Source organism: Streptomyces sp. NPDC001220 (assembly GCF_053597895.1).
The window spans coordinates 166,555-185,039 of the sequence record NZ_JBSFJE010000015.1 but is presented as its reverse complement, the minus strand read 5'-3'; the positions used below and the strand labels follow the sequence as shown (position 1 = coordinate 185,039).

The following is an 18,485-nucleotide window of genomic DNA, read 5'->3' as shown; positions in this document are numbered from 1 at the left end:
TCTTTCTCGCTCGTACCGGACCTCGTACCGGACCCCGTGCCCGACCGCGTGCCGGATTTCGTACCGAACTCGTGCCGTTGGAACCTGGGGCGCCCCGGTTCCGGTCGGGACGCCCCAGGGGCTCAGCCCACCCGCACGGTGCCCCGGGGCACCAGGTGCCGGGCGAGCAGTTCGTCACGCACCAGGCCCGCGTAGACGGTGGCTCCGTACGCGGAGGTGTGCGTGTTGTCCCTCTCCTCGTTGTACAGGTACAGCGCCTTGGAGCCCTCGACGCCGAGGGACTCCACCAGCGCCTTGGTCTTCGCCGTGAGGTCGATCAGCGGAACGTCCTCGGCGGCGGCGACCGAGCGGATCACCTCAGGATGATTGACGCCGAGCCCGTTGACCAGAAGCGCGATGTCGTTGTTCAGCGTGCCGTCGGAATTGAACCAGCGGCGCACGATCGGTGTCACCAGCACCGGCCGCCCGCCCTTCTCCCGGACGCCCGCCACCAGCGCCTCCAGATTCGCGCGGTAGGTCGTCTCGTCCGTCGTCTTGTCGTTGTGCGCCAGCTGGATCAGGACCAGGTCGCCCCGGCCGATCAACGGCTGGACGGTACCCCAGAGTCGGGGGTTCTGGAGATAGGTCACCGTACTTTCGCCGGAGTCCGCGTAGTCGGCGACGGAGACGCCGCGGCGCAGGAACCGCGGGAGCTGCTGGCCCCAGCCGGAGTACGGGGCGGCGGGCTGGTCGCAGACGGTGGAGTCGCCGACCAGGAAGAGCTGCCGGGCGTGCCGGGCCGGGGTCACCCGGATGCCGGCGAGCGCGGGCGCCGAGCCGCCGACCGCCAGGTCGAGGCCGGGCGTTCCGTCGGGTCCGGTCGGCTCGCCCTCGGGCGTCCGGACGTTCACGGTGAAGCCGCGGGTGACGTGCCGCCCCGCCGCGGCGGCCGTCTCGGGGAGCAGCGAGCGCCGGGTCTCCCCGCTGATGCTCGTGCTGGACGCGGCCGCGCCGCCGAGCCGGACCGTCACGTCGTAGTCGCCCGGCGGGACGTCGAAGTGGCAGGCGTCGGCGGTGCAGTGCGCGAGGGAGACCGGCGGGTGCCGGTCGTGCGCCTGGGCGGGAGTGCCCGCCAGGCAGGTGGCCGCGCCCAGGACGACCGCGGCCACGGCGGTACGGACACCGTTGAAACGTCTCACTCGGGACTCCTCCGTCACGGCGACAGGGCCTGGCGGGGACCGTACCGCCACTCACAAGCGCTTTCTAGACCTTGGACCGTTTTCACAACACTGCCAACCCCAAGAGAACGAAAGGCCTTTCGCGAAATCGATTCAACTGCCACTCTCACAGACACCCGCAACCCCCCCCTCCGAAGGAGGCACCCCCATGTCCGGAGTCAACGGGAGACCCCTCGGACGCCGTACCCTCGTCCTCGGCGGCGCGGCCGCCGCCGGCACCGCAGCTCTCACCGGCCCACTCGCCACCACCGCCTCGGCCGCGAGCTTCGGCTGGTCCGACGACGGCTCCGACTACGTCGTCGACACCGGCGCCGGCCTGGTCTTCAAGGTCGGCAAGACCAACGGCGACCTGACCTCGCTGGTCTACAAGGACACCGAGTACCAGGGCTACGGCGGCAGGAACTCGCACGTCGAGTCGGGCCTCGGCACCTCCACGGTGACCATCGCGCAGTCCGGCACCACGATCCTGGTCTCGGTCACGTACGGCACGCTGAAGCACTACTACGCGGCCCGCAGCGGCGAGAACAACGTCTATCTGTGGACCAACAAGGCCGACGCGTCCGTCACCGCGACCCGTTACATCGTGCGCGTCAAGGCCGGCCTGTTCCTCAACGACGAGCCGGATTCCTACACCTACGCGCCCACCGTCATCGAGTCCGCGGACGTCTTCGAGAAGTCCGACGGCCAGACCCGCGCGAAGCACTACTCGAGGCTGCGGGTGATGGACTACAACTACATCGGCTGGACCACCGGCAGCGTCGGCCTGTGGATCGTGCGCAGCAACCACGAGAAGGCCTCCGGCGGCCCGTTCTACCGCTCGCTGCTGCGCCACCAGAGCGCGGACGGCGGCGGACTGTACGAGATCCTGTACTACGGCGAGAACCAGACCGAGCCGGAGCGCTACGGCCTCCAGGGCCCGTACGTCATCGCCCTCACGGACGGCGGCGCGCCCTCCTCCGCCCTCTACCCGGGCACCCTCACCACGTCCTGGGCGGACTCGCTCGGCATCTCCGGATACGTCGCGGCGAGCGGCCGGGGCAAGGTCGCGGGCGTCGGGATCAGCGGCCGGGACACGGCGTACGCGTACACGGTGGGGCTCGCCAACTCCGCGGCCCAGTACTGGGGTTCGGCACGCTCTTCGGACGGCTACTTCTCCATCGGGAGCGTGCTCCCGGGGACGTACACGCTGACCGTCTTCAAGGGCGAACTGGCGGTGTACACCACGTCGGTGACGGTGACCGCGGGTGCCACGACCACCCTCAACACCCTCACGATCCCGTCCTCCAACGACCCCGGCAACGCCTCCGCGATCTGGCGGATCAACAACTGGGACGGCACGCCGGGCGGGTTCAAGAACGCCGACCTGATGACGTACGCGCATCCGTCGGACGTGCGGGCCGCGTCCTGGACCGGGAACGTGGTCGTCGGCAGCGGCACGGAGACCTCGGCCTTCCCCTGCTATCTGTGGAAGGACGTCAACAGCGGGATCATCGTGTACTTCAGGCTGACGGCCGCGCAGGCCGCCGCCGCGCACACCCTGCGGATCGGTGTGACGACGGCCTACGCGAACGGCAGGCCCCAGGTCGTCGTCAACGACACCTGGACCTCCGCCGTCCCCTCGCCGCCCGCCCAGGCGAGCACCCGGTCGCTGACCGTGGGCTCCTACCGGGGCAACAACTACACCTTCACCTACAGCGTCCCGGCGTCCGCCTGGCTGACGGACACCAGCGCCTACAACACGCTGAAGATCTATGTGGCGAGCGGCTCGGGAACGACGTCCTTTCTCAGCGCCGGCACCTCGATCGACGCGATCGACCTGCTGGCCTGATCCGATCCGGCATCAGGTACCGCGTGTCCACTGCTGGTTCGTGCCGCCGTTGCACGTGTACGTGATGAGGGCGGCCGAGTCGGCGGTGGACGCGCCGTTCACGTCCAGGCACTCACCGCTGGTCCGGGCCTTGATGGTGACGTAGGAGCCGGAGGTGACGACCGACCACTGCTGGGCCGTGGCACCCGCGCAGTCCTCCTGCGTGACATCGGTGGAGTTCTCCTGGAGGCAGAGCGAACTGCCCCGGCCCATCAGCTCGTAGTAGCCGGTGCCCAGGTCCTTGAACCACCACTTCTGGTTGGTACCGCTGTTGCAGGTGTACTGGCTGATCGCGACGCCCTCCCAGAGGGACTGGTTCGGGACGTCGGCACACTTGGCGCTGTGCCGGGCGATCAGCGTGTTGTAGGTGGCGCCGGTGCCGGAGACCGTCCCGGCGGCCGTGTCGACGGACACCTCCGGGTACCAGGACATCGACATCGTGGTGGTGGTCGGGAAGGTCAACGGCAGCCAGACGTAACGGGAGTCGTCGACGGTGCCGCCGAAGGAGTTCCCCCAGCGGTCGCCCAGGTAGAGGTACGAGGTGCCGGCCGTGCCGGTGACCGGGAGGACGTACGCGGTCTGGGAGTTGTAGGCGGTGGAGTCGCCGACGTTGGTGAACGCCGTCCAGGGGCCGGAGAGCGAGGTCGCGGTGGCGTACTGCTGCTGGTTGGCGCTCCAGCCGGTCGCACCGGACGTCAGCATGAAGTACACGCCGTTGCGCTTGAAGAGCGCCGGCGCCTCGCGGTGGCCGCCCGCCCAGGGGTTGGCGACCAGGCTCGCGATGGCGGTGTAGTCGGCGGTGAGCTTGTAGATCTGCAGGTCGTAGTTCTCGTTGGCGGCCGAGACCACGTAGGCGGTGCCGTCGGTGTCGACGAACGTCGTGATGTCCCGGGACATGTACTGTCCGAGCGGCCGGAAGCTGCCCTGGTAGGTGTAGGACCCGTCGACGGTGTCGGAGACGGCGACGGCGGCCCTGGCCTCGCTGTAGTCGACGCCGTTCTCCTTGTGCATCCACATGACGAACTTGCCGGTGGCGGCGTTGTAGATGACCTTCGGGCGCTCGATGTAGGCGGTGCCGAGTTCGGAGGCGGAGGACCGGGTGAGGACGTGGTTGCGGAACTCCCAGGTCTTCAGGTCGGTGGAGCGGTAGGCGTCCACGTACTCGAAGGTGTTGTCGGCGTTGCGGTCCTCGCCGAACCAGTAGTAGTACGAGCCGACCTTGATGACCCCGCCGCCGTGGGCGTGGACGATGTTCCCCGAGGTGTCGGTGAACTGTGTGCCGTTGGTGACGGTCTGGGCGGCCGCCGCGGCCGGGGCCGCCGTGGCCAGGGCGCCGATCACCGCCAGACAGAGGGAGAGCAGGATCGCGTACGCACGTCTCATCTCACACACACCCCTTCAGGTTCGAGATCACGAACGGCGGTTGCCATCGCGAACGTTGTGATCGCCGAAAAGGTAAGGGTGTGTTACGGGCAGGTCAACGGGTCTGACGAGACAAGGGGGAAAGCGATTTCTGACCGATCGCCGCCCGGCCGCGTTTTTCTGTTATCCGGCGCCTTCCACCGCGTCTCCGATGACGTGCGCAGCCACCTCCACACCACCGCAGCGGCCGTCGGCGCCCTCGCCGCCCTCCTGGCCTCCGCTCCCCCGGCGTCCGCCGCCGGCCCCCGGGACGTCACCGCCGACGTACTCGCCGACCGGGACGTGACCCTCAACGGCGACACGGTCGTCACCGTGCCCGCCGGGACGACGACCTACGACGGCGTCCTGCACGGCGAGGGCACGCTCACCGTGCGCGGCGGCGGCACGCTGGTCCTCACCAGGGACAGCGACTTCACGCTGCCGAAGTCCCGGCAACGGCAGGTGGTGCGCACCCAGGGCGGCAACCACCCGTACACGACGGTCACCCACCCCGACCCGCCCGCGATCACGGTCGAGCGCGGCACCACCCTCCAGTACGGCACGGGCGGCGGCACCGGCCTGCTCGGCCATTTCCCGTACAACACCCCCGGCTACCAGCTGAACCAGCTCAACGTCCGGGTCGACGGCACCCTGCGCCTGTCCCTCACCCGCACCTTCAACATCGGCACGATCAGCGGATCGGGCCTGGTCACCCAGCCCCGCGACATGTGGGGCACCCTCGACCTGGCCGGCACCCACCCCTTCACCGGGGTCATCGACAACGGCACCGGCATGGCCGTCGGCCGCCCCGAATACCCGGTGGCGCTCCCCCACGCCCGCGCGATCCTCAACCAGGGCTCCTGGATCATCGACACCCCGCTGAACCAGACGATCACCCTGCGGCAGGACTTCTACCAGCGGGAGTACGGCAGTGACGTCAACGTGCACTCGCGGCCGGGCAGCGAGGTGGTCCTCACCGGCCAGTACGGCTATAGCGACCGGGGCGGCGACACCCACCCGTCGCTGAGCGACCCTGCCCTCAACTGGCAGCCGATCGCGCACCAGTTGAACAAGCGGGGCACCAACATCGAGGGGGCCGACGTGCGGTGGGGCGACGGCACCACCCATCGCATCTTCATGCCGGGAACGAAGGACACCGTGTACATCAATCTGCACGCGGCCGGCGGGCGTCGATCGCGGCTCACCTTCGACTACGACGGCCCGGTGACGCTCGGCGCCCCGATCGGCGGCGGCCGCTACCACGACACGCTGGCCGCGCCCGGCGCCGGGGACGTCGTGATCGCGGGGACGCGCGGCAACGACGTGACCTTCGCGGCCGCCCAGGACTACGACGGTTCGACCACCGTCGAGAAGGGCGCGGTACTGCGGCTGGGTTCGGGCGTCACGGGCGGTGACGGTTCCCTGCTGACCGGCACGGAGCGGCGCCGGATCGTGAACGACGGCACGCTGTACGTCCGCAACACCTCGACTCCCGTGACCCTCGGGCAGGTGAGCGGCACCGGGTCACTGGTCCAGTCGGGCACGGCGACGACCACGCTGAGCGGGAGCGCGGTGACGTACACCGGGACGACGACCGTGAACAGGGGCACGCTGGCACTGCGTTCCGGAGCGACGCTCGGGCACAGCAAGGCGATCCGGCTCACGTCGGCGACCGCCCGGCTGGACGTGGGCGGGGCCGGTCTGCGGGTCACCACCGCCCTCTCCGGCAAGGGCACGGTGTGGGGTGCGGTGACCAACGACAGCCTGGTGACGAGCGGGTTGACGGTGCGGGGCGACTACACCCAGCACAGGCGGGGCGAACTGGTCCTGCGGGATAAGCCGTTGAAGGTGACTGGCCGGCTCGCCCTGGCCAGCGCGTTCGACATGTCCGCCGCGGGCGCGGCCCCGGCCGGCCGCATCACGGTGATCGACCACACCGGGACCGCCCCCACCACCGGCTCCTTCGAGGGGCTGCGCGAGGGGGCCGAGGTCGAGCTGGCCGACACCGTCTACCGGATCAGCTACCGGGGCGGTGACGGCAACGACGTGGTCCTGGACCCGAGGCCGACGAAGGCCGCCCCGAAGACCGACAGCGCCGGCTCCCCGGCCACCGCTCCCCCGACGGTGACCGCCCGCACCGCCGCCGACACCTCGCAGGCCTTCGGCTGGTGGCCGTACGCCCTGGCCCTCGGCCTCCTCGGCGGCCTGATGGTCCCGGCGGGCCTGCGCACCCGGAAGAAGGCCCGCCCCAGGGGCGGCCGGCACGCGGCCTGACGATCGACTCGCCGGCCACCCCTCGTCACGGCGCGGACGGAACGGGTCACCGGCGGGATCGAACAGGACGCGCCCGCCGTCCTGCGGCTGGTCCGGCGCCGGTGGCACGCCCAGGGCGACGGCGTCGGCCACCGCCACGTCCGGGTCGTCCAGCTGGAAGTCCGAGGGCTCGGCACAGCCACGGAGCTGTCACATATCAGCGCACTGTCCGGTCAATCACCCAAAACGCACATAACGCCATATCGGCGTCCCTATTGCGTATGGATTCGGGACGGGGACGGGCCCCACCACCTCCCCGTCGCTTACCTAAGGACAAGAGCGCGATGCCCAGCACTGACCAGGCGACCATCGGCAAGCAGATGAACACGCAGGCGATCTCCGACTCGGCGATCGGGATGCTCGACGAGCGGGGGACGGTGCTCGGCTGGACGGAGGCCGCCGAACGGCTGGTCGGATACCCCGCCGGAGACGTGGTCGGACGGTCCGCCGCGCTCGTGCTGCCCTCCTTCGAGGAAGCCCCGACGATATCCGCGTTCGTCGAACGCTGCCGCGTCCGGAAGGGCTGGTCGGGCACCACGGCAGTACGCCACCGGGACGGCCGGTTGCTGACCGTGAGCCTGCGGATCTCGATGCTGTGGGGGCAGGACGGGACAGTCCGGTGGCTGGTGTCCGTGACCGACCTCCGCACGCTCTCCCGGGAAGCGACGAGCGGATCGGTGCGGGAATCGCTTCTCACCCGCGCGCCGATCGGCATCGTCGTTCGCGACCCGCAACTGCGGTGCACCTGGGTGAACGACACGATGGAGAGCCACGACGGCGTCTCCCGTGACCAACGGTTCGGACGCCGGTCCACCGATGCTCTGCCCCGCGTCAAGGCCGAAGCATGCGAGGCGGTGATGCGGCAGACCCTCCGCACCGGCACCAGCAGCGTCCACGAGTTCCGCAGGCGGCTGCCGACGGATCCCCACCAGGAACACATCCTCGCGACCTCGTTCTTCCGCCTCCAGGACGCCGAAGGGCAGGCGCTGGGGGTGTGCGCCATCAGCGTCGACGTCACCGAGAGCCGGCGGGCGCAGGAGCGCCTCGCGATCCTCAGTGAGGCCGGTACACGTCTGGGCAGCACCCTGGACGTGATGCGGACCAGCCAGGAACTGGCCGACCTCGCCGTGCCCCTGTTCGCCGACTACGCCGTCGTCGACCTGGAGCATTCGGTCCCGACCGGCGAAGGGCCCGCCGTCCACATCGGTCCGGTGGGCGAGCGCCTCCCCGTCTTCCGGCGGGCCGGTCTGGCCTCGATCCGCCCTGGGGTGCCGGAATCCCCGTGGGATCGCGGCGAGCCGGTCCCCGTGCCGCCCGCCGCGCCCTTCACCGACGTTCTGCGCACCGGCCGCTCCCATCTGGAGCCGGTCCTGGACGCGACGCCGGGCACCTGGGTCGACCACGACCCGGTACGGGCCCGGAAGATCCAGGAGAACGGCATGCACTCCCTGATGGTCGTACCCATTCGCACGAGGGGTGTCCTGCTGGGGGTGGCGTTGTTCGTCCGCACCGAGGACCCGGTGCCGTTCCAGGAGGACGACCTGCTCCTCGCCGAGGAACTCGTCAGCCGCGCCGCGCTGTCCCTGGACAACGCTCGCCTGTACGCCCGCGAACGCGCCACGGCCCTCGCGCTCCAGTGCAACCTGCTCCCCCAGCGTCTCAGGGGCGGCACGGCGGTCGAGGCGGCCTCGCGCTATCGCCCCGCCGACCTGGACATCGGTGTCGGGGGCGACTGGTTCGACGTGATCCCGCTGTCCGGCGCCCGGGTCGCCCTCGTCGTCGGCGATGTGGTCGGCCACGGCATCAACGCCACCGCGGCCATGGGCCGGCTCCGTACCGCCGTGCATATGCTCGCCGAGCTGGAACTGCCCCCCGACGAACTGCTGGCCCGCCTCGACGACATGCTCGAGCGGCTGACCGAGGGAGTCCCCGACACCCGGGACCAGCTGACCGCCGTGACGGGCGCCACCTGCCTGTACGCCGTCTACGACCCGGCCACCCGGAAGTGCGCCATGGCACGGGCCGGGCACCCCCCGCCCGCGATCGTCGACCCGCGGGGCCGGGTCACCTTCCCCGACCTGCCCACCGGAACCCCGCTCGGCGTCGGGCTGGGGACCCCTTTCGAGGCCGTGGAGCTGGAACTGCCCGAGGGAAGCCTCCTCGCCCTGTACACCGACGGCCTGATCGAGACCCGCGACCACGACATCGACGCGGGAATGCACCGCCTGGGCGCGGCCCTGGCAGAGCCGGGGCGCTCCCTGGAGGACCTCTGCACCCGCGCGATGGAGACCGTCCCGGGCCAGGCGCCGTCCGACGACGTCACCCTGCTCCTCGTGCGCACCCTCTCGCTCGGCCCGGCCCAGGTCGCCTCCTGGACGCTGCCGGGTGACGAGACCGCCGTCCGCAGCGCCCGCCGGCTGGCAGCCGGTCAGCTGGCCGAATGGGATCTGGACGGTCTCGAGGACTCCACGGAACTGATCGTCAGCGAACTGGTCACCAACGCCGTCCGCCACAGCACCGGCCCGATCGGTCTGCGGCTGATCCGGGACCAGGTCCTGACCTGCGAGGTGTTCGACACCACCGACTGCCTGCCGCGTCTGCGCCGCGCACACACCACCGACGAGAACGGCCGCGGCCTCTTCCTGGTCGCCCAGCTGTCCCGCAGATGGGACTCCCGCCCGGTACCGGGCGGCAAGGTCGTCTGGTCCGAACAGGACCTCGCCACGCCTCGGACGCAGGAGTCCTCGACCAGCCTGCCGCACGCGACGGGCGACGGACCGACGGCCACCGGCCCGGACCGGCTCGACAGGCTCCGCCTCGGCAGGATCGCCCGGGGGCGGCAGTGGGTCGAAGCGATCATCGGCACCCTCAGGAGGCCGGCCACGGCACGGGGCGGCACGAGGGCCGGACACCGACCGGAGGCAGCGGTGTGTCAGACGTCCCCGGTGGCCTCCCGCGGCGGCCGGCCCCGCAGCCACACGTACACCGCGATGCCCGCGAACAGGAACGGCACGCCCCGGTAGACCGCGGCGCGGCCCGTCCCGCGGACTCCGGACCTTCGATCACCCGGCTTCCCTGCTCCCCGGACGCCCCCGGGTCCACCACGACAGCCCCCCACCCCCGCCCTGACCGCGATCCGGTCCTGCCATGGACACGGTCGGCCGGTCGAGACCCGGGTCGACTAGCGTCGGGGCATGACCAGCGACAACTCCCCCAGCCTCGCCGACGCCATCGCCGCCGGGACGGTCGTGCTCGACGGCGGTATGTCCAACCAGCTGGCCTCCGCCGGACATGACCTCAGCGACGCGCTGTGGTCGGCACGGCTGCTGGCCGACCGGCCCGACGCGGTCGGCGACGCGCACCTCGCGTACTTCAGGGCGGGCGCGGACGTCGCGATCACCGCCAGCTACCAGGCCACGTTCGAGGGCTTCGCCAGGCGCGGGATCCCGCACGAGGAGGCCGCTCGGCTGCTCGCGCTGAGCGTGGAGCTGGGGCGGGACGCGGTACGGCGGGCCCGGGCGGAGGGGATCGTACGACCGTTGTGGGTGGCCGCCTCGGTCGGGCCGTACGGGGCGATGCTCGCGGACGGCTCCGAGTACCGGGGGCGGTACGGGCTGAGCGTCGGGGAACTGGAGCGGTTCCACCGGCCGCGCCTCGAGGCGCTGGCCGGGGCGGGGCCGGACGTGCTCGCGCTGGAGACCGTGCCGGACGCGGAGGAGGCGGCGGCGTTGCTGCGGGCGGTGCGGGGGCTTGGCGTGCCGGCCTGGCTGTCGTACAGCGTGGCGGGTGGGCGGACTCGGGCTGGGCAGCCGCTGGAGGAGGCGTTCGCCCTGGCCGCCGAGGTGGACGAGGTGATCGCCGTGGGGGTGAACTGCTGTGCGCCCGAGGAGGTGCCCGGGGCGGTCGAGGTGGCGGCGCGGGTGACCGGGAAGCCGGTGGTCGTCTATCCCAACAGCGGGGAGGTGTGGGACGCGGAGGCCCGGGCGTGGACGGGGCGTTCGCTGTTCGACCCCGGGCAGGTGGCGGGGTGGCGGGACGCGGGGGCTCGGTTGATCGGTGGGTGCTGCCGGGTGGGGCCGGCGGCGATCGCCGGGATCGCTCGGGTGGTTTGAGGGTCGCCGGCTCGCCGTCCGGGTTCGGGCGGTGGGCGGCCGCGGGCCGTTGGGGGCTGGTCGCGCCCACGCGGCGGAGCCGCACATGGATACTGTCCCGCGCCCCCGAAGGGGCACTAATGTCCCCGTGGGAACCGGTTGCCGGCTCTGGAGGGTGGGGAATTGACCAAGAAGAGCGGGGAAGACGGGCGGAGCACCATTCGTGATGTCGCCGCCCGGGCCGGCGTGTCCGCGTCCACCGTGTCCCGTGTCCTCGCCGGCGACTACCCCGTCAGCGCCGCCGCCCGTACGCGCGTCCTGCGGGCCGTCCGGGAGATGGACTACGTCGCCGACGCCCGTGCCAAGGCCGTCGCCGGGGCCGGTACGCCGACCCTCGCCTTCGTGCTGGAGGACATCACCGGGCCCTCGTTCGCGCAGATGGCGCACGGGGTGGAGCGGGAGGCGGCCCGGCTCGGCCATCTGAGCCTGGTGTGCGGCACCGACGGCGATGTGGGTCGTGAGCTGGAGTTCATCGGGATGATGCGCGCCCAGCGGGCCGCCGCCGTGATTCTCGTGGGCGGGGCGGCGGACACGCCCGAGTACCGGGAGCGGACGCGCCGTATCGCCGACTCGCTGGCCTCGGCCGGTTCCCGGCTGGTGCTGTGCGGGCGGCCGCCGCTCGGACCGGGGGCGCCGGTAACGGTCATCGAGTACGACAACGAGGGCGGCGCCTACGCCCTGGTGGCCCATGTACTCGCGCAGGGACACCGGCGGGTGCTGTTCCTCGGCGGGAAGCCGGATCACACGACGGCGATGGGGCGCGAGCGCGGCTGTCTCGCCGCGCACCGGGCCCGGGGCCTTGAGCCCGACCCCGCGCTCCTGCTGCACGGCGACTTCACCCGGGACTCCGGGCACCGGCTGATGCGGCAGGCGCTCGCGCGGCGGCTGGAGTTCAGCGCCGTGGTCGCCGCCACCGACATGGTGGCCGCGGGGGCGCTGACCGCGCTGCGCGAGGCGGGGCTCGACGTGCCGGGGGACGTGTCGGTGGCCGGGTACGACGACATCCCCTTCGCCCGGGACCTGCACCCGGCCCTGACCACCGTGCACGTGCCCTACGAGGAACTGGGGCGGCTCGCCGTGCGGACCGCGCTGGGGCGCGGCGGGGAGTCGGCCGACGAGCATCTGCTCCTCGGCACGCATGTGGTCGTACGGGACTCAGTGGCGGCGTACGGCGGCCATTGAGCGGCGCAGCCGGCGTACGGCCAGGGCCAGTTCGGCGGTCCGTTCGGGGTGCGGCTCGGCGGCGGGCGTCCAGAGGGCGAACTCGCGGTCCCGGGGGCCGGACACCGTATGGGGCTCGCCGTCGCCGAGGACGCGGACCGGGTGGGTGTCGTCCCAGGGCTGCCAGCCGGGGTCGCCGGTGGCGGCGAAGCGGACCCAGGCTCCGTGCATCTCGTCGGCGAGTTCCTGCGGGGCACCCTCGCCGGCCAGCCGGGCCGCGTCGGGGCCGTCCCCGGTGTCGAAGACGAAGCCCAGCTCCAGGGCGTGGCAGGCGCCGAGTCGGGGGCGGTTGGAGGGCCAGGCGAACTCGTACAGGTAGGACGAGCCCGGGCGGGCCTCGGCCAGCCGGTGCAGCGGGCGGCGGAGCAGGTGGTCGGTGACCATCTGGCCGACGGTCTCGGCGGGTCCCGCCTCGGGGTGCAGGGCGCGGTAGCCGCGCGGCACCTCGTGGCCGGCGTGGCAGCGGGCCATGGCGCCGGCGAAGGCGACCGGGCCGAGCCGGTCGACGTGGTCGAGCAGGCCGCCGGGGACCAGCCAGAGCCGGTACTCGTCGCGGGTCCAGCCCATGAGGAGGTCGACGCCGTGGGCCGCCTCGCCGTCCAGGAGGGCCCGCAGGGGGTCGCGCGGGACCAGGTCGTCGTCGACGACGATCCCGAAGGCGGGGCCGCCCAGGACCGGGCTGCTCAGCCGGCCGACCTCGGCCTGGGTGCGCAGCAGCAGCTCACGGTCGACCTCGGCGAAGGCCTGGGCGGTGGCGGGGATCCTGAGGCGGTTGGCCATCCGGCGGACCATGCGCCGGACCCTGTCGCGCTCCGCGGCCTCGGGCGGGCCGCTCTGCAGCACGGCCCGGCGGATCAGGCCCTGCGCTTGGGGTGCGGCGAGCAGGGCGCCGGCGCTGATGGCGCCCGCCGACTGGCCGCAGAGGGTGACGCGGTCCGGGTCGCCGCCGAACCCGGCGATGGTGTCGTGGACCCAGCGCAGGGCGGCGAGTTGGTCACGCAGACCGGGGTTGTGCGGGGTGTCGGGGAACAGGCCGTAGCCCTCGACCCCCAGCCGGTAGTTGACCGAGACGAAGACCACCCCGTCCCGTGCGAACGCATGACCGTCGTACACGGGTACGGCCGACGAGCCCCTGGTCAGGGCGCCGCCGTGCAGCCAGACCAGGACCGGGAGCCGGGCGCCGGGGCCGGGCTCCGGGGTCCAGACGTTGAGGTTGAGGCACTCGTCACCGGGGATCACCGGGTCGGACAGGTACTCCGCGAACGCCTCCGAGTACGGGGGTTTGGGCGCCGTCGGCCCGAAGGCGCCCGCGTCCCTGACGCCGTCCCAGGGTTCGGGCGGGACGGGCGGACGGAACCGGTGCGCCCCGAAGGGCGGGGCGGCGTAGGGGATGCCGCGGAACACCGCGACCGACTTCTCCCACCTGCCGCGCACCGCCCCGTACGGGGTGCCGACCACGGGGTCCTTGACGTCCGTCCGCTCTGCCGTCATCCGCCACCAGCTCCTCCCGCCGCGCGTGCCTCAACGCCGGTACGACAAGAGCACCACATCGGCTCCCGGTATTCCGGCACCCACGGCGTTCGGACGGCGGCGCGGGGCTACTTGGCGTACATCAGGGTGCCGAAGCCGAGCTGGTCGTACCCGCCGCTGTCGGAGCCGTAGTCCCCGCCGCCACCCTCGGGGGCGACCAGGTTGTAGTACATGGCGGAGATGTACTTGTCGTCGAGGCTGACGCGCCGGTTGTAGTGGAAGTGGAGCATCGCCCACACCGGGCGGATCTGGCCGCGGGAGGCGGCGGAGATCACCGTCTGGGACGACTGGGCGCAGCTCTGCCCGGTGCCCCAGGTGTAGGTGGTGAAGGGCACGTCGCTGCCCGAGTTGTACTTCGCGACGTACTGGGCGGCCTTCATGAAGCGACGGCTGTCGTACGAGTACAGGTCGTCGCCCTGGTTCCAGGCCATCTCGCAGATCGCGCCCATCTGGCCCATGCCCAGGACGGTGTGGCCCTGGTCGCGGCCGGACTCCTGCCACTGACCGAGGGCGTAGCCGTCGGAGTCGGTGTACAGGTAGGGCACGGCGTGCGCGATCGAGCCGTTGCCGGCGCCCGACTTGAGGTAGGTGACGGCCTGGTCGTACTTGGCCTTGTCCTCGTTGAGGATCCGGATGGGGTCACCCTCCAGGCAAGCCCCGCCACCTTCACCCAGTCCGCCGGCCTGCTCCTCTGGTACAACACCTCGGCCTACTACGCCCTGGACCTCACCTGGGCGGAACCGGAAGGCGAAGCACAGCACGGCCAGCAGTGGCAGCACACGGGCCGCACCGTGCTGGCCCTGACCTCGCGCGACGAGAACGAGAGCCACCGCGTGTGCGAAACCGAGGTCGACGCGACCGCCCCGCTCACCCTCGGCGTCACCGTCGAAGGCGCCGACGCCCGGTTCTGGCACCTCACCGGCGGCTACCGCTCCCCCATCGGCCCGCCCCTCGACTTCACCCGCCTCTCCGACGACCACGGCACCCGCCTCCGCTTCACCGGCGCCATGGCCGCGATCCACGCCGTAGACCTCGTCGACGCCTCCTTCACCGCCGACTTCACCGGTTTCCGAGTCACCTGCACACCTGCCTGATCCGGCCACCCCTGTTCGAAGTTTCGAAAGTCCCGCCGCGCGAGTACGGCCGCCCCGGCCGCCCGTCCGGCCGTACGGGGGTGACCAGGGTCCCGTCAAGATCGTTTCCAGTGCATGAATCTCACCCTGCGTACCGCGGCGGCCTGCGCCCTGGCCGCGGCCGCCGTGACCACGGTCCTGGGCTCCGCCCAGGCCACGACCCGTACCGTCGCCCCGGCCGAGCACCACGCCACGGTGGCGGCCCCGCCCGACGAGCACGATCCGAAGGAGGACGTGGAGCTGGACGAGAACGGCCGCCCGGACCTGAACGAGGACTGAGGCGGAGCCCCCGTCAGGGGCGCTGGGGGTACCCCCGGCCGAAGGCCGGTGGGGAACTGCGCGTCCAGTCACGACGGACCCGCAGTTCCCCACCGGCCGGTCTCCTTCAGTCGTCGGCTCGAACAGGCTCACCGAGCAGCGCCTGGATCGCGTCCACGGCGCTGCCGTCGTGGTCGCTGCCGGCCGTGCCCCGCCCGGCCTGGACGTTCGCCGTGCGGTCCACCTCGAGGATGGAGTCCGCGTTGGAGTTGTCGATCACGGTGATCAGACTCCCGGCCGCGTGCGCGGGGACCGCGGCCGTGCCGAGCAGCACCGCCGCGACCGCCACAGCCGTCGGCAAGCGCGTCACACGCCCACGCCCTCGGGCTCGGGCTCGTCGAGCCGTTCCCGTGCGATGTTGCGCTCCAGCAGGGTGGTGGACGCCTTGACCCCGACACCGCCGGCCGCGTCCACCTCGGGCAGCCGGCCGTCCGCCGCCTTGAGCTCGCCGAGCGCGCTCTCCATGGCCTCGTGCGCGGCGAACAGACAGGGGGTGGAGTAGATGGCGACGTCGACGCCGAGCTCGTCCAGTTCGGTGAGCGAGAGCCGGGGTGACTTGCCGCCGCCGATCTGGTTGAAGAGCAGCGGTTTGTCGCCGACGACCTTGCGGATGCGGCGGATCCACTCCTCGCTGCGGACCCCGTCGACGAGGATCACGTCGGCGTCGGTGGCGGCCAGCCGCTCCGCGCGGTGCAGGATGTCGTGCTCGTCGGTGGCGTCCGTACGGGCCACGACGAGCAGGTCCTGACGGGTCTCCAGGACCTTCTCCAGCTTGTCCAGGTACTCCTCCAGGGGCAGTACCTGCTTGCCGTCGGCGTGCCCGCAGCGGCGCGGCCGCTTCTGGTCCTCCAGGATCACCCCGGAGGCGCCGATCCGCTCCAGCCCCTCGACGACATGGCAGGCGACCTCGGGGTCGACGTACCCGTCGTCGATGTCGACGAGGAGATGGTGGTGCGGGAACGCGCCCCGCAACCGCTGGACGAAGGCCACCATGTCGGGCCAGGCGATGAATCCGATGTCCGGCAGGCCGTAGTACGACGCGGCGAAGCCGAAGCCGGAGACGAACATCCCGTCGTAGTGCTTGGCCGCGATCGACGCCGAGTACATGTCGTACACGCCGATCAACGGGGTGGTCCCCGGCCCGGCGATCTGCTCGCGCAGCTTCTTCCCGTAAGTCAAGGTCCGGCTCCTCCTGTGGGTGGGTGGCGCGGCGGCTCGGTGGCCTCCGCGTCTCGACAGCCCTTTGCCAAGACAAGAGCATCTCTAGATACGCACGTGACTATCTCCGTGCGCGAGCTTTACTCACCCCAATGGCGGATCGGGTTCACCGGAGAAACGTCACTGGCCGAGCCGGGCGGCCCAGGTGAGACCCCCGTGCAGATGGGTCAGGAAGGCCGGATCCCGGTACGCCTCCCGGGCGTGCCCGAGCGCCGTGAAGAACACCCGTCCGGCCCCCTGCTCACGGCACCAGGCCAGCGGGTGGTCGTCGCCCATGGTGCCGCCGTCGTACGACGACTCGTCGGCGCGCAGCAGCACCCGGACCCGGCCGCGCGGGTTGTCCCGGAAGTCGTACCACTCGTCGGTGAGGTCCCAGACGGCCGGCAGCTCCCGGGTCGCCGGATGAACGGGGTCCTCGACGACCACCCGGCCGGGCTGGTACTCCGGGTGGCGGTCGAAGCGGGCGCCGAGGAGTTCGCCGTAGTACGGCCAGTCGTACTCGGTGCAGGCCGCCGCGTGGACACCGGCGAAGCCGCCGCCCGCGTCGACGTAGGCGGCCAGCCGGGCGCGGCCCCGCGGGGTCAGGATCTCGCCGCTGGTGGAGAGGAAGACGACGGCCGCGTACCCGTCCAGCGGCTGTTCGAGGGCGGCCGGGTCCTCGGTGGCGTCGACGTCGAGATCGGTGAACTCCCTTACGGCGGCGACGGCGTCGGGGATCGAGTCGTGGCGGTAGCCGGTGGTGCGGGTGTGGACGAGCAGTCGAGGAGCCATGGCCGCATGGTCGCCCATGGCCGCCGACGGTTCAAAGGCCGGGCGTCGGCACGCTGTTGTCGGGTGCGCCGTCACCGTTGGACGGCAGGTCGCCGCGCTGTACCGGCTGGTCGTCGGTGAAGGCCGGGTCGGGCGTGGGCAGCAGGGTGTCGAGTTCACCGGCGGTGGGACGGTGGATCGCGCGCAGCGCCTTGCCCAGCACGGCGCCGGAGACCCCGCCCTCGCCTTCGAGCCACACCACGCAGTCCTTCTTCGTCACCTCGTACTTGTGCGTCCCGGCGTGGCGCAGGTGGTCGGTGTAGAGGTGGATGACGGCGCCGGTCCTGTCCGTGTAGGCGGCGGAGAATCCGTCGTCGCCCTGCACGCCGACGGACTGCTGGGCGAGCGTGAACCCCGGGGCCCCGGTGACGTAGACCAGTTCCGGATCCATACCCAACGCCTTCGCCTTGGCGGCGAGTTCCGCCGGGTCGGCGGGCGAGGCGGAGGCTCCGGGGGCCGCCTTCTCGGTACCGCATCCGGTGAGCAGGGCGGCGGCGAGGAGCAGCGGCGGCAGGGCGCGCACGGCACGGATCATGCGGCCATCGTGCCGTACGGACGTTCCGCGGGCACCGGGATTTCCGACTCGCCCCGCCGCTTGTCGGTCGGCGCCGACGGCGCCTAGCCTCGGCTTCGATGAACGCCACCCCGCCCCTCCTCGACCACCTGGTGCTGGCGACCCCCGACCTCGCCGCGACGGTCGCCGACTTCGCCCGGCGGACCGGTGTGACGCCGGCGGCCGGCGGTGCCCACCCGGACCTCGGCACCCGCAACCATCTGGTGTCCCTGGGCGGCACCGGCTACCTGGAGATCATCGGCCCGGACCCGGAGCAGTCCGTACCGCCCGGCGCCCGTCCCTTCGGCGTCGACGGGCTCACCACCGCCCGCACGGTGACCTGGGCGATCCGGCCGCGGGACCTGGACGCGACGGTCGCGGCCGCGCGGGCCCGGGGCTACGACCCCGGTGACCCGCGTCCGATGAGCCGCCGGCGCCCCGACGGAACGCTGCTGGAGTGGCGGCTGACCGACAGCACCACCGCGCATCCCTCGGGCCTGGTGCCGTTCCTGATCGACTGGGGTTCCTCGCGCCACCCGACGGCCTCCGGGCTGCCGGTCACCCCGCTGCTCGCGGTGTCCGCGACCGTCCCCGACCCCGCGGCGGTCCGCGCTCTGTTGAGCGCCCTGGGCACGGACCTGACCCTGGCCGAGGGACCGGTGGCGTTCTCCTTCACCGTCGACACCCCGCGGGGAGCCGTGACCTTCTCCTGAGTGTCCGTTCCCTGGAGTCCGTTCCCTGGAGTCCGTTCCC

Annotated in this window: 15 protein-coding genes and 1 pseudogene; 8 read left to right on the top strand and 8 right to left on the bottom strand. The window is 71.9% G+C overall.

The window, feature by feature from the left end:
* Nucleotides 1-122: 122 nt before the first annotated feature.
* Nucleotides 123-1,178, bottom strand: a complete 1,056-nt coding sequence (locus ACWDGI_RS32380; protein WP_450765128.1) for a rhamnogalacturonan acetylesterase — start codon at nt 1,176-1,178, stop codon at nt 123-125.
* A gap of 187 nt (nt 1,179-1,365) precedes the next feature.
* On the opposite strand from ACWDGI_RS32380, the gene ACWDGI_RS32375 reads away from it, so the two are divergent.
* Nucleotides 1,366-3,045, top strand: coding sequence for a rhamnogalacturonan lyase B N-terminal domain-containing protein (locus ACWDGI_RS32375; protein WP_450765126.1), 1,680 nt, complete (start codon nt 1,366-1,368; stop codon nt 3,043-3,045).
* 12 nt (nt 3,046-3,057) lie between these two features.
* Here ACWDGI_RS32375 and ACWDGI_RS32370 read toward each other — a convergent pair whose 3' ends face one another.
* Complete coding sequence (locus ACWDGI_RS32370) at nt 3,058-4,467, bottom strand: RICIN domain-containing protein (RefSeq protein WP_450765124.1); 1,410 nt, start codon at nt 4,465-4,467, stop codon at nt 3,058-3,060.
* A gap of 195 nt (nt 4,468-4,662) precedes the next feature.
* Here ACWDGI_RS32370 and ACWDGI_RS32365 point away from each other — a divergent pair, with 195 nt between their 5' ends.
* The 4 genes from ACWDGI_RS32365 (at nt 4,663) to ACWDGI_RS32350 (ending at nt 12,131) form a co-directional block, all read left to right on the top strand.
* Nucleotides 4,663-6,759: an autotransporter gene (locus ACWDGI_RS32365; protein WP_450765122.1), complete on the top strand. Its 2,097-nt coding sequence runs from the start codon at nt 4,663-4,665 to the stop codon at nt 6,757-6,759.
* 323 nt (nt 6,760-7,082) lie between these two features.
* Entirely contained in the window at nt 7,083-9,821 is a 2,739-nt protein-coding gene (locus ACWDGI_RS32360; RefSeq protein ID WP_450765120.1) for a SpoIIE family protein phosphatase, read from the top strand.
* Nucleotides 9,822-9,992: 171 nt separating this feature from the next.
* Complete coding sequence (mmuM, locus tag ACWDGI_RS32355; protein WP_450765118.1) at nt 9,993-10,910, top strand: homocysteine S-methyltransferase; 918 nt, start codon at nt 9,993-9,995, stop codon at nt 10,908-10,910.
* Between the two features lie 162 nt (nt 10,911-11,072).
* Entirely contained in the window at nt 11,073-12,131 is a 1,059-nt protein-coding gene (locus ACWDGI_RS32350; protein ID WP_450765117.1) for a LacI family DNA-binding transcriptional regulator, read from the top strand.
* Here the strand turns inward: ACWDGI_RS32350 and ACWDGI_RS32345 are convergent.
* The gene (locus tag ACWDGI_RS32345; protein ID WP_450765115.1) at nt 12,105-13,661 is read right to left on the bottom strand and encodes a carboxylesterase/lipase family protein; all 1,557 of its coding nucleotides are present in this window, start codon (nt 13,659-13,661) and stop codon (nt 12,105-12,107) included. The two genes, ACWDGI_RS32350 and ACWDGI_RS32345, sit on opposite strands and share 27 nt — an antisense overlap.
* Before the next feature lie 107 nt (nt 13,662-13,768).
* A pseudogene (locus tag ACWDGI_RS32340) lies at nt 13,769-14,335 on the bottom strand (alginate lyase family protein); the annotation flags it as partial.
* Here ACWDGI_RS32340 and ACWDGI_RS32335 point away from each other — a divergent pair.
* A complete protein-coding gene (locus tag ACWDGI_RS32335) occupies nt 14,249-14,794 on the top strand; it encodes a beta-xylosidase family glycoside hydrolase (RefSeq protein ID WP_450765113.1) in 546 nt (181 codons plus the stop codon). The pseudogene ACWDGI_RS32340 and the gene ACWDGI_RS32335 overlap by 87 nt on opposite strands.
* Nucleotides 14,795-14,908: 114 nt before the next feature.
* Nucleotides 14,909-15,112, top strand: coding sequence for a hypothetical protein (locus ACWDGI_RS32330; protein WP_450765111.1), 204 nt, complete (start codon nt 14,909-14,911; stop codon nt 15,110-15,112).
* A gap of 106 nt (nt 15,113-15,218) precedes the next feature.
* On the opposite strand, the gene ACWDGI_RS32325 is transcribed toward ACWDGI_RS32330, so the two are convergent.
* From ACWDGI_RS32325 to ACWDGI_RS32310, 4 genes are all read right to left on the bottom strand, one after another.
* Nucleotides 15,219-15,461, bottom strand: a complete 243-nt coding sequence (locus ACWDGI_RS32325) for a hypothetical protein (RefSeq protein WP_450765109.1) — start codon at nt 15,459-15,461, stop codon at nt 15,219-15,221.
* Entirely contained in the window at nt 15,458-16,330 is an 873-nt protein-coding gene (locus ACWDGI_RS32320) for an isocitrate lyase/PEP mutase family protein (RefSeq protein WP_360475732.1), read from the bottom strand. The genes ACWDGI_RS32325 and ACWDGI_RS32320 overlap by 4 nt, the downstream gene beginning before the upstream one ends.
* A 159-nt stretch (nt 16,331-16,489) precedes the next feature.
* A complete protein-coding gene (locus ACWDGI_RS32315; RefSeq protein WP_450765107.1) occupies nt 16,490-17,140 on the bottom strand; it encodes a ThuA domain-containing protein in 651 nt (216 codons plus the stop codon).
* Between the two features lie 31 nt (nt 17,141-17,171).
* Entirely contained in the window at nt 17,172-17,714 is a 543-nt protein-coding gene (locus tag ACWDGI_RS32310) for a membrane lipoprotein (protein WP_450765105.1), read from the bottom strand.
* A 98-nt stretch (nt 17,715-17,812) separates the two neighbouring features.
* On the opposite strand from ACWDGI_RS32310, the gene ACWDGI_RS32305 reads away from it, so the two are divergent.
* On the top strand, nt 17,813-18,445 hold the full coding sequence (locus tag ACWDGI_RS32305) for a VOC family protein (RefSeq protein WP_450765103.1): 633 nt from the start codon (nt 17,813-17,815) through the stop codon (nt 18,443-18,445).
* Nucleotides 18,446-18,485: the final 40 nt, after the last annotated feature.

Bases quoted from the DNA above. Each gene is read 5' to 3' on its own strand.
- ACWDGI_RS32370 (WP_450765124.1), bottom strand. From the start codon at position 4,467: ATGAGACGTGCGTACGCGATCCTGCTCTCCCTCTGTCTGGCGGTGATC.
- ACWDGI_RS32315 (WP_450765107.1), bottom strand. From the start codon at position 17,140: ATGGCTCCTCGACTGCTCGTCCACACCCGCACCACCGGCTACCGCCAC.
- ACWDGI_RS32305 (WP_450765103.1), top strand. From the start codon at position 17,813: ATGAACGCCACCCCGCCCCTCCTCGACCACCTGGTGCTGGCGACCCCC.
- ACWDGI_RS32330 (WP_450765111.1), top strand. From the start codon at position 14,909: ATGAATCTCACCCTGCGTACCGCGGCGGCCTGCGCCCTGGCCGCGGCC.
- ACWDGI_RS32360 (WP_450765120.1), top strand. From the start codon at position 7,083: ATGCCCAGCACTGACCAGGCGACCATCGGCAAGCAGATGAACACGCAG.
- mmuM (WP_450765118.1), top strand. From the start codon at position 9,993: ATGACCAGCGACAACTCCCCCAGCCTCGCCGACGCCATCGCCGCCGGG.
- ACWDGI_RS32375 (WP_450765126.1), top strand. From the start codon at position 1,366: ATGTCCGGAGTCAACGGGAGACCCCTCGGACGCCGTACCCTCGTCCTC.
- ACWDGI_RS32310 (WP_450765105.1), bottom strand. From the start codon at position 17,714: ATGATCCGTGCCGTGCGCGCCCTGCCGCCGCTGCTCCTCGCCGCCGCC.
- ACWDGI_RS32345 (WP_450765115.1), bottom strand. From the start codon at position 13,661: ATGACGGCAGAGCGGACGGACGTCAAGGACCCCGTGGTCGGCACCCCG.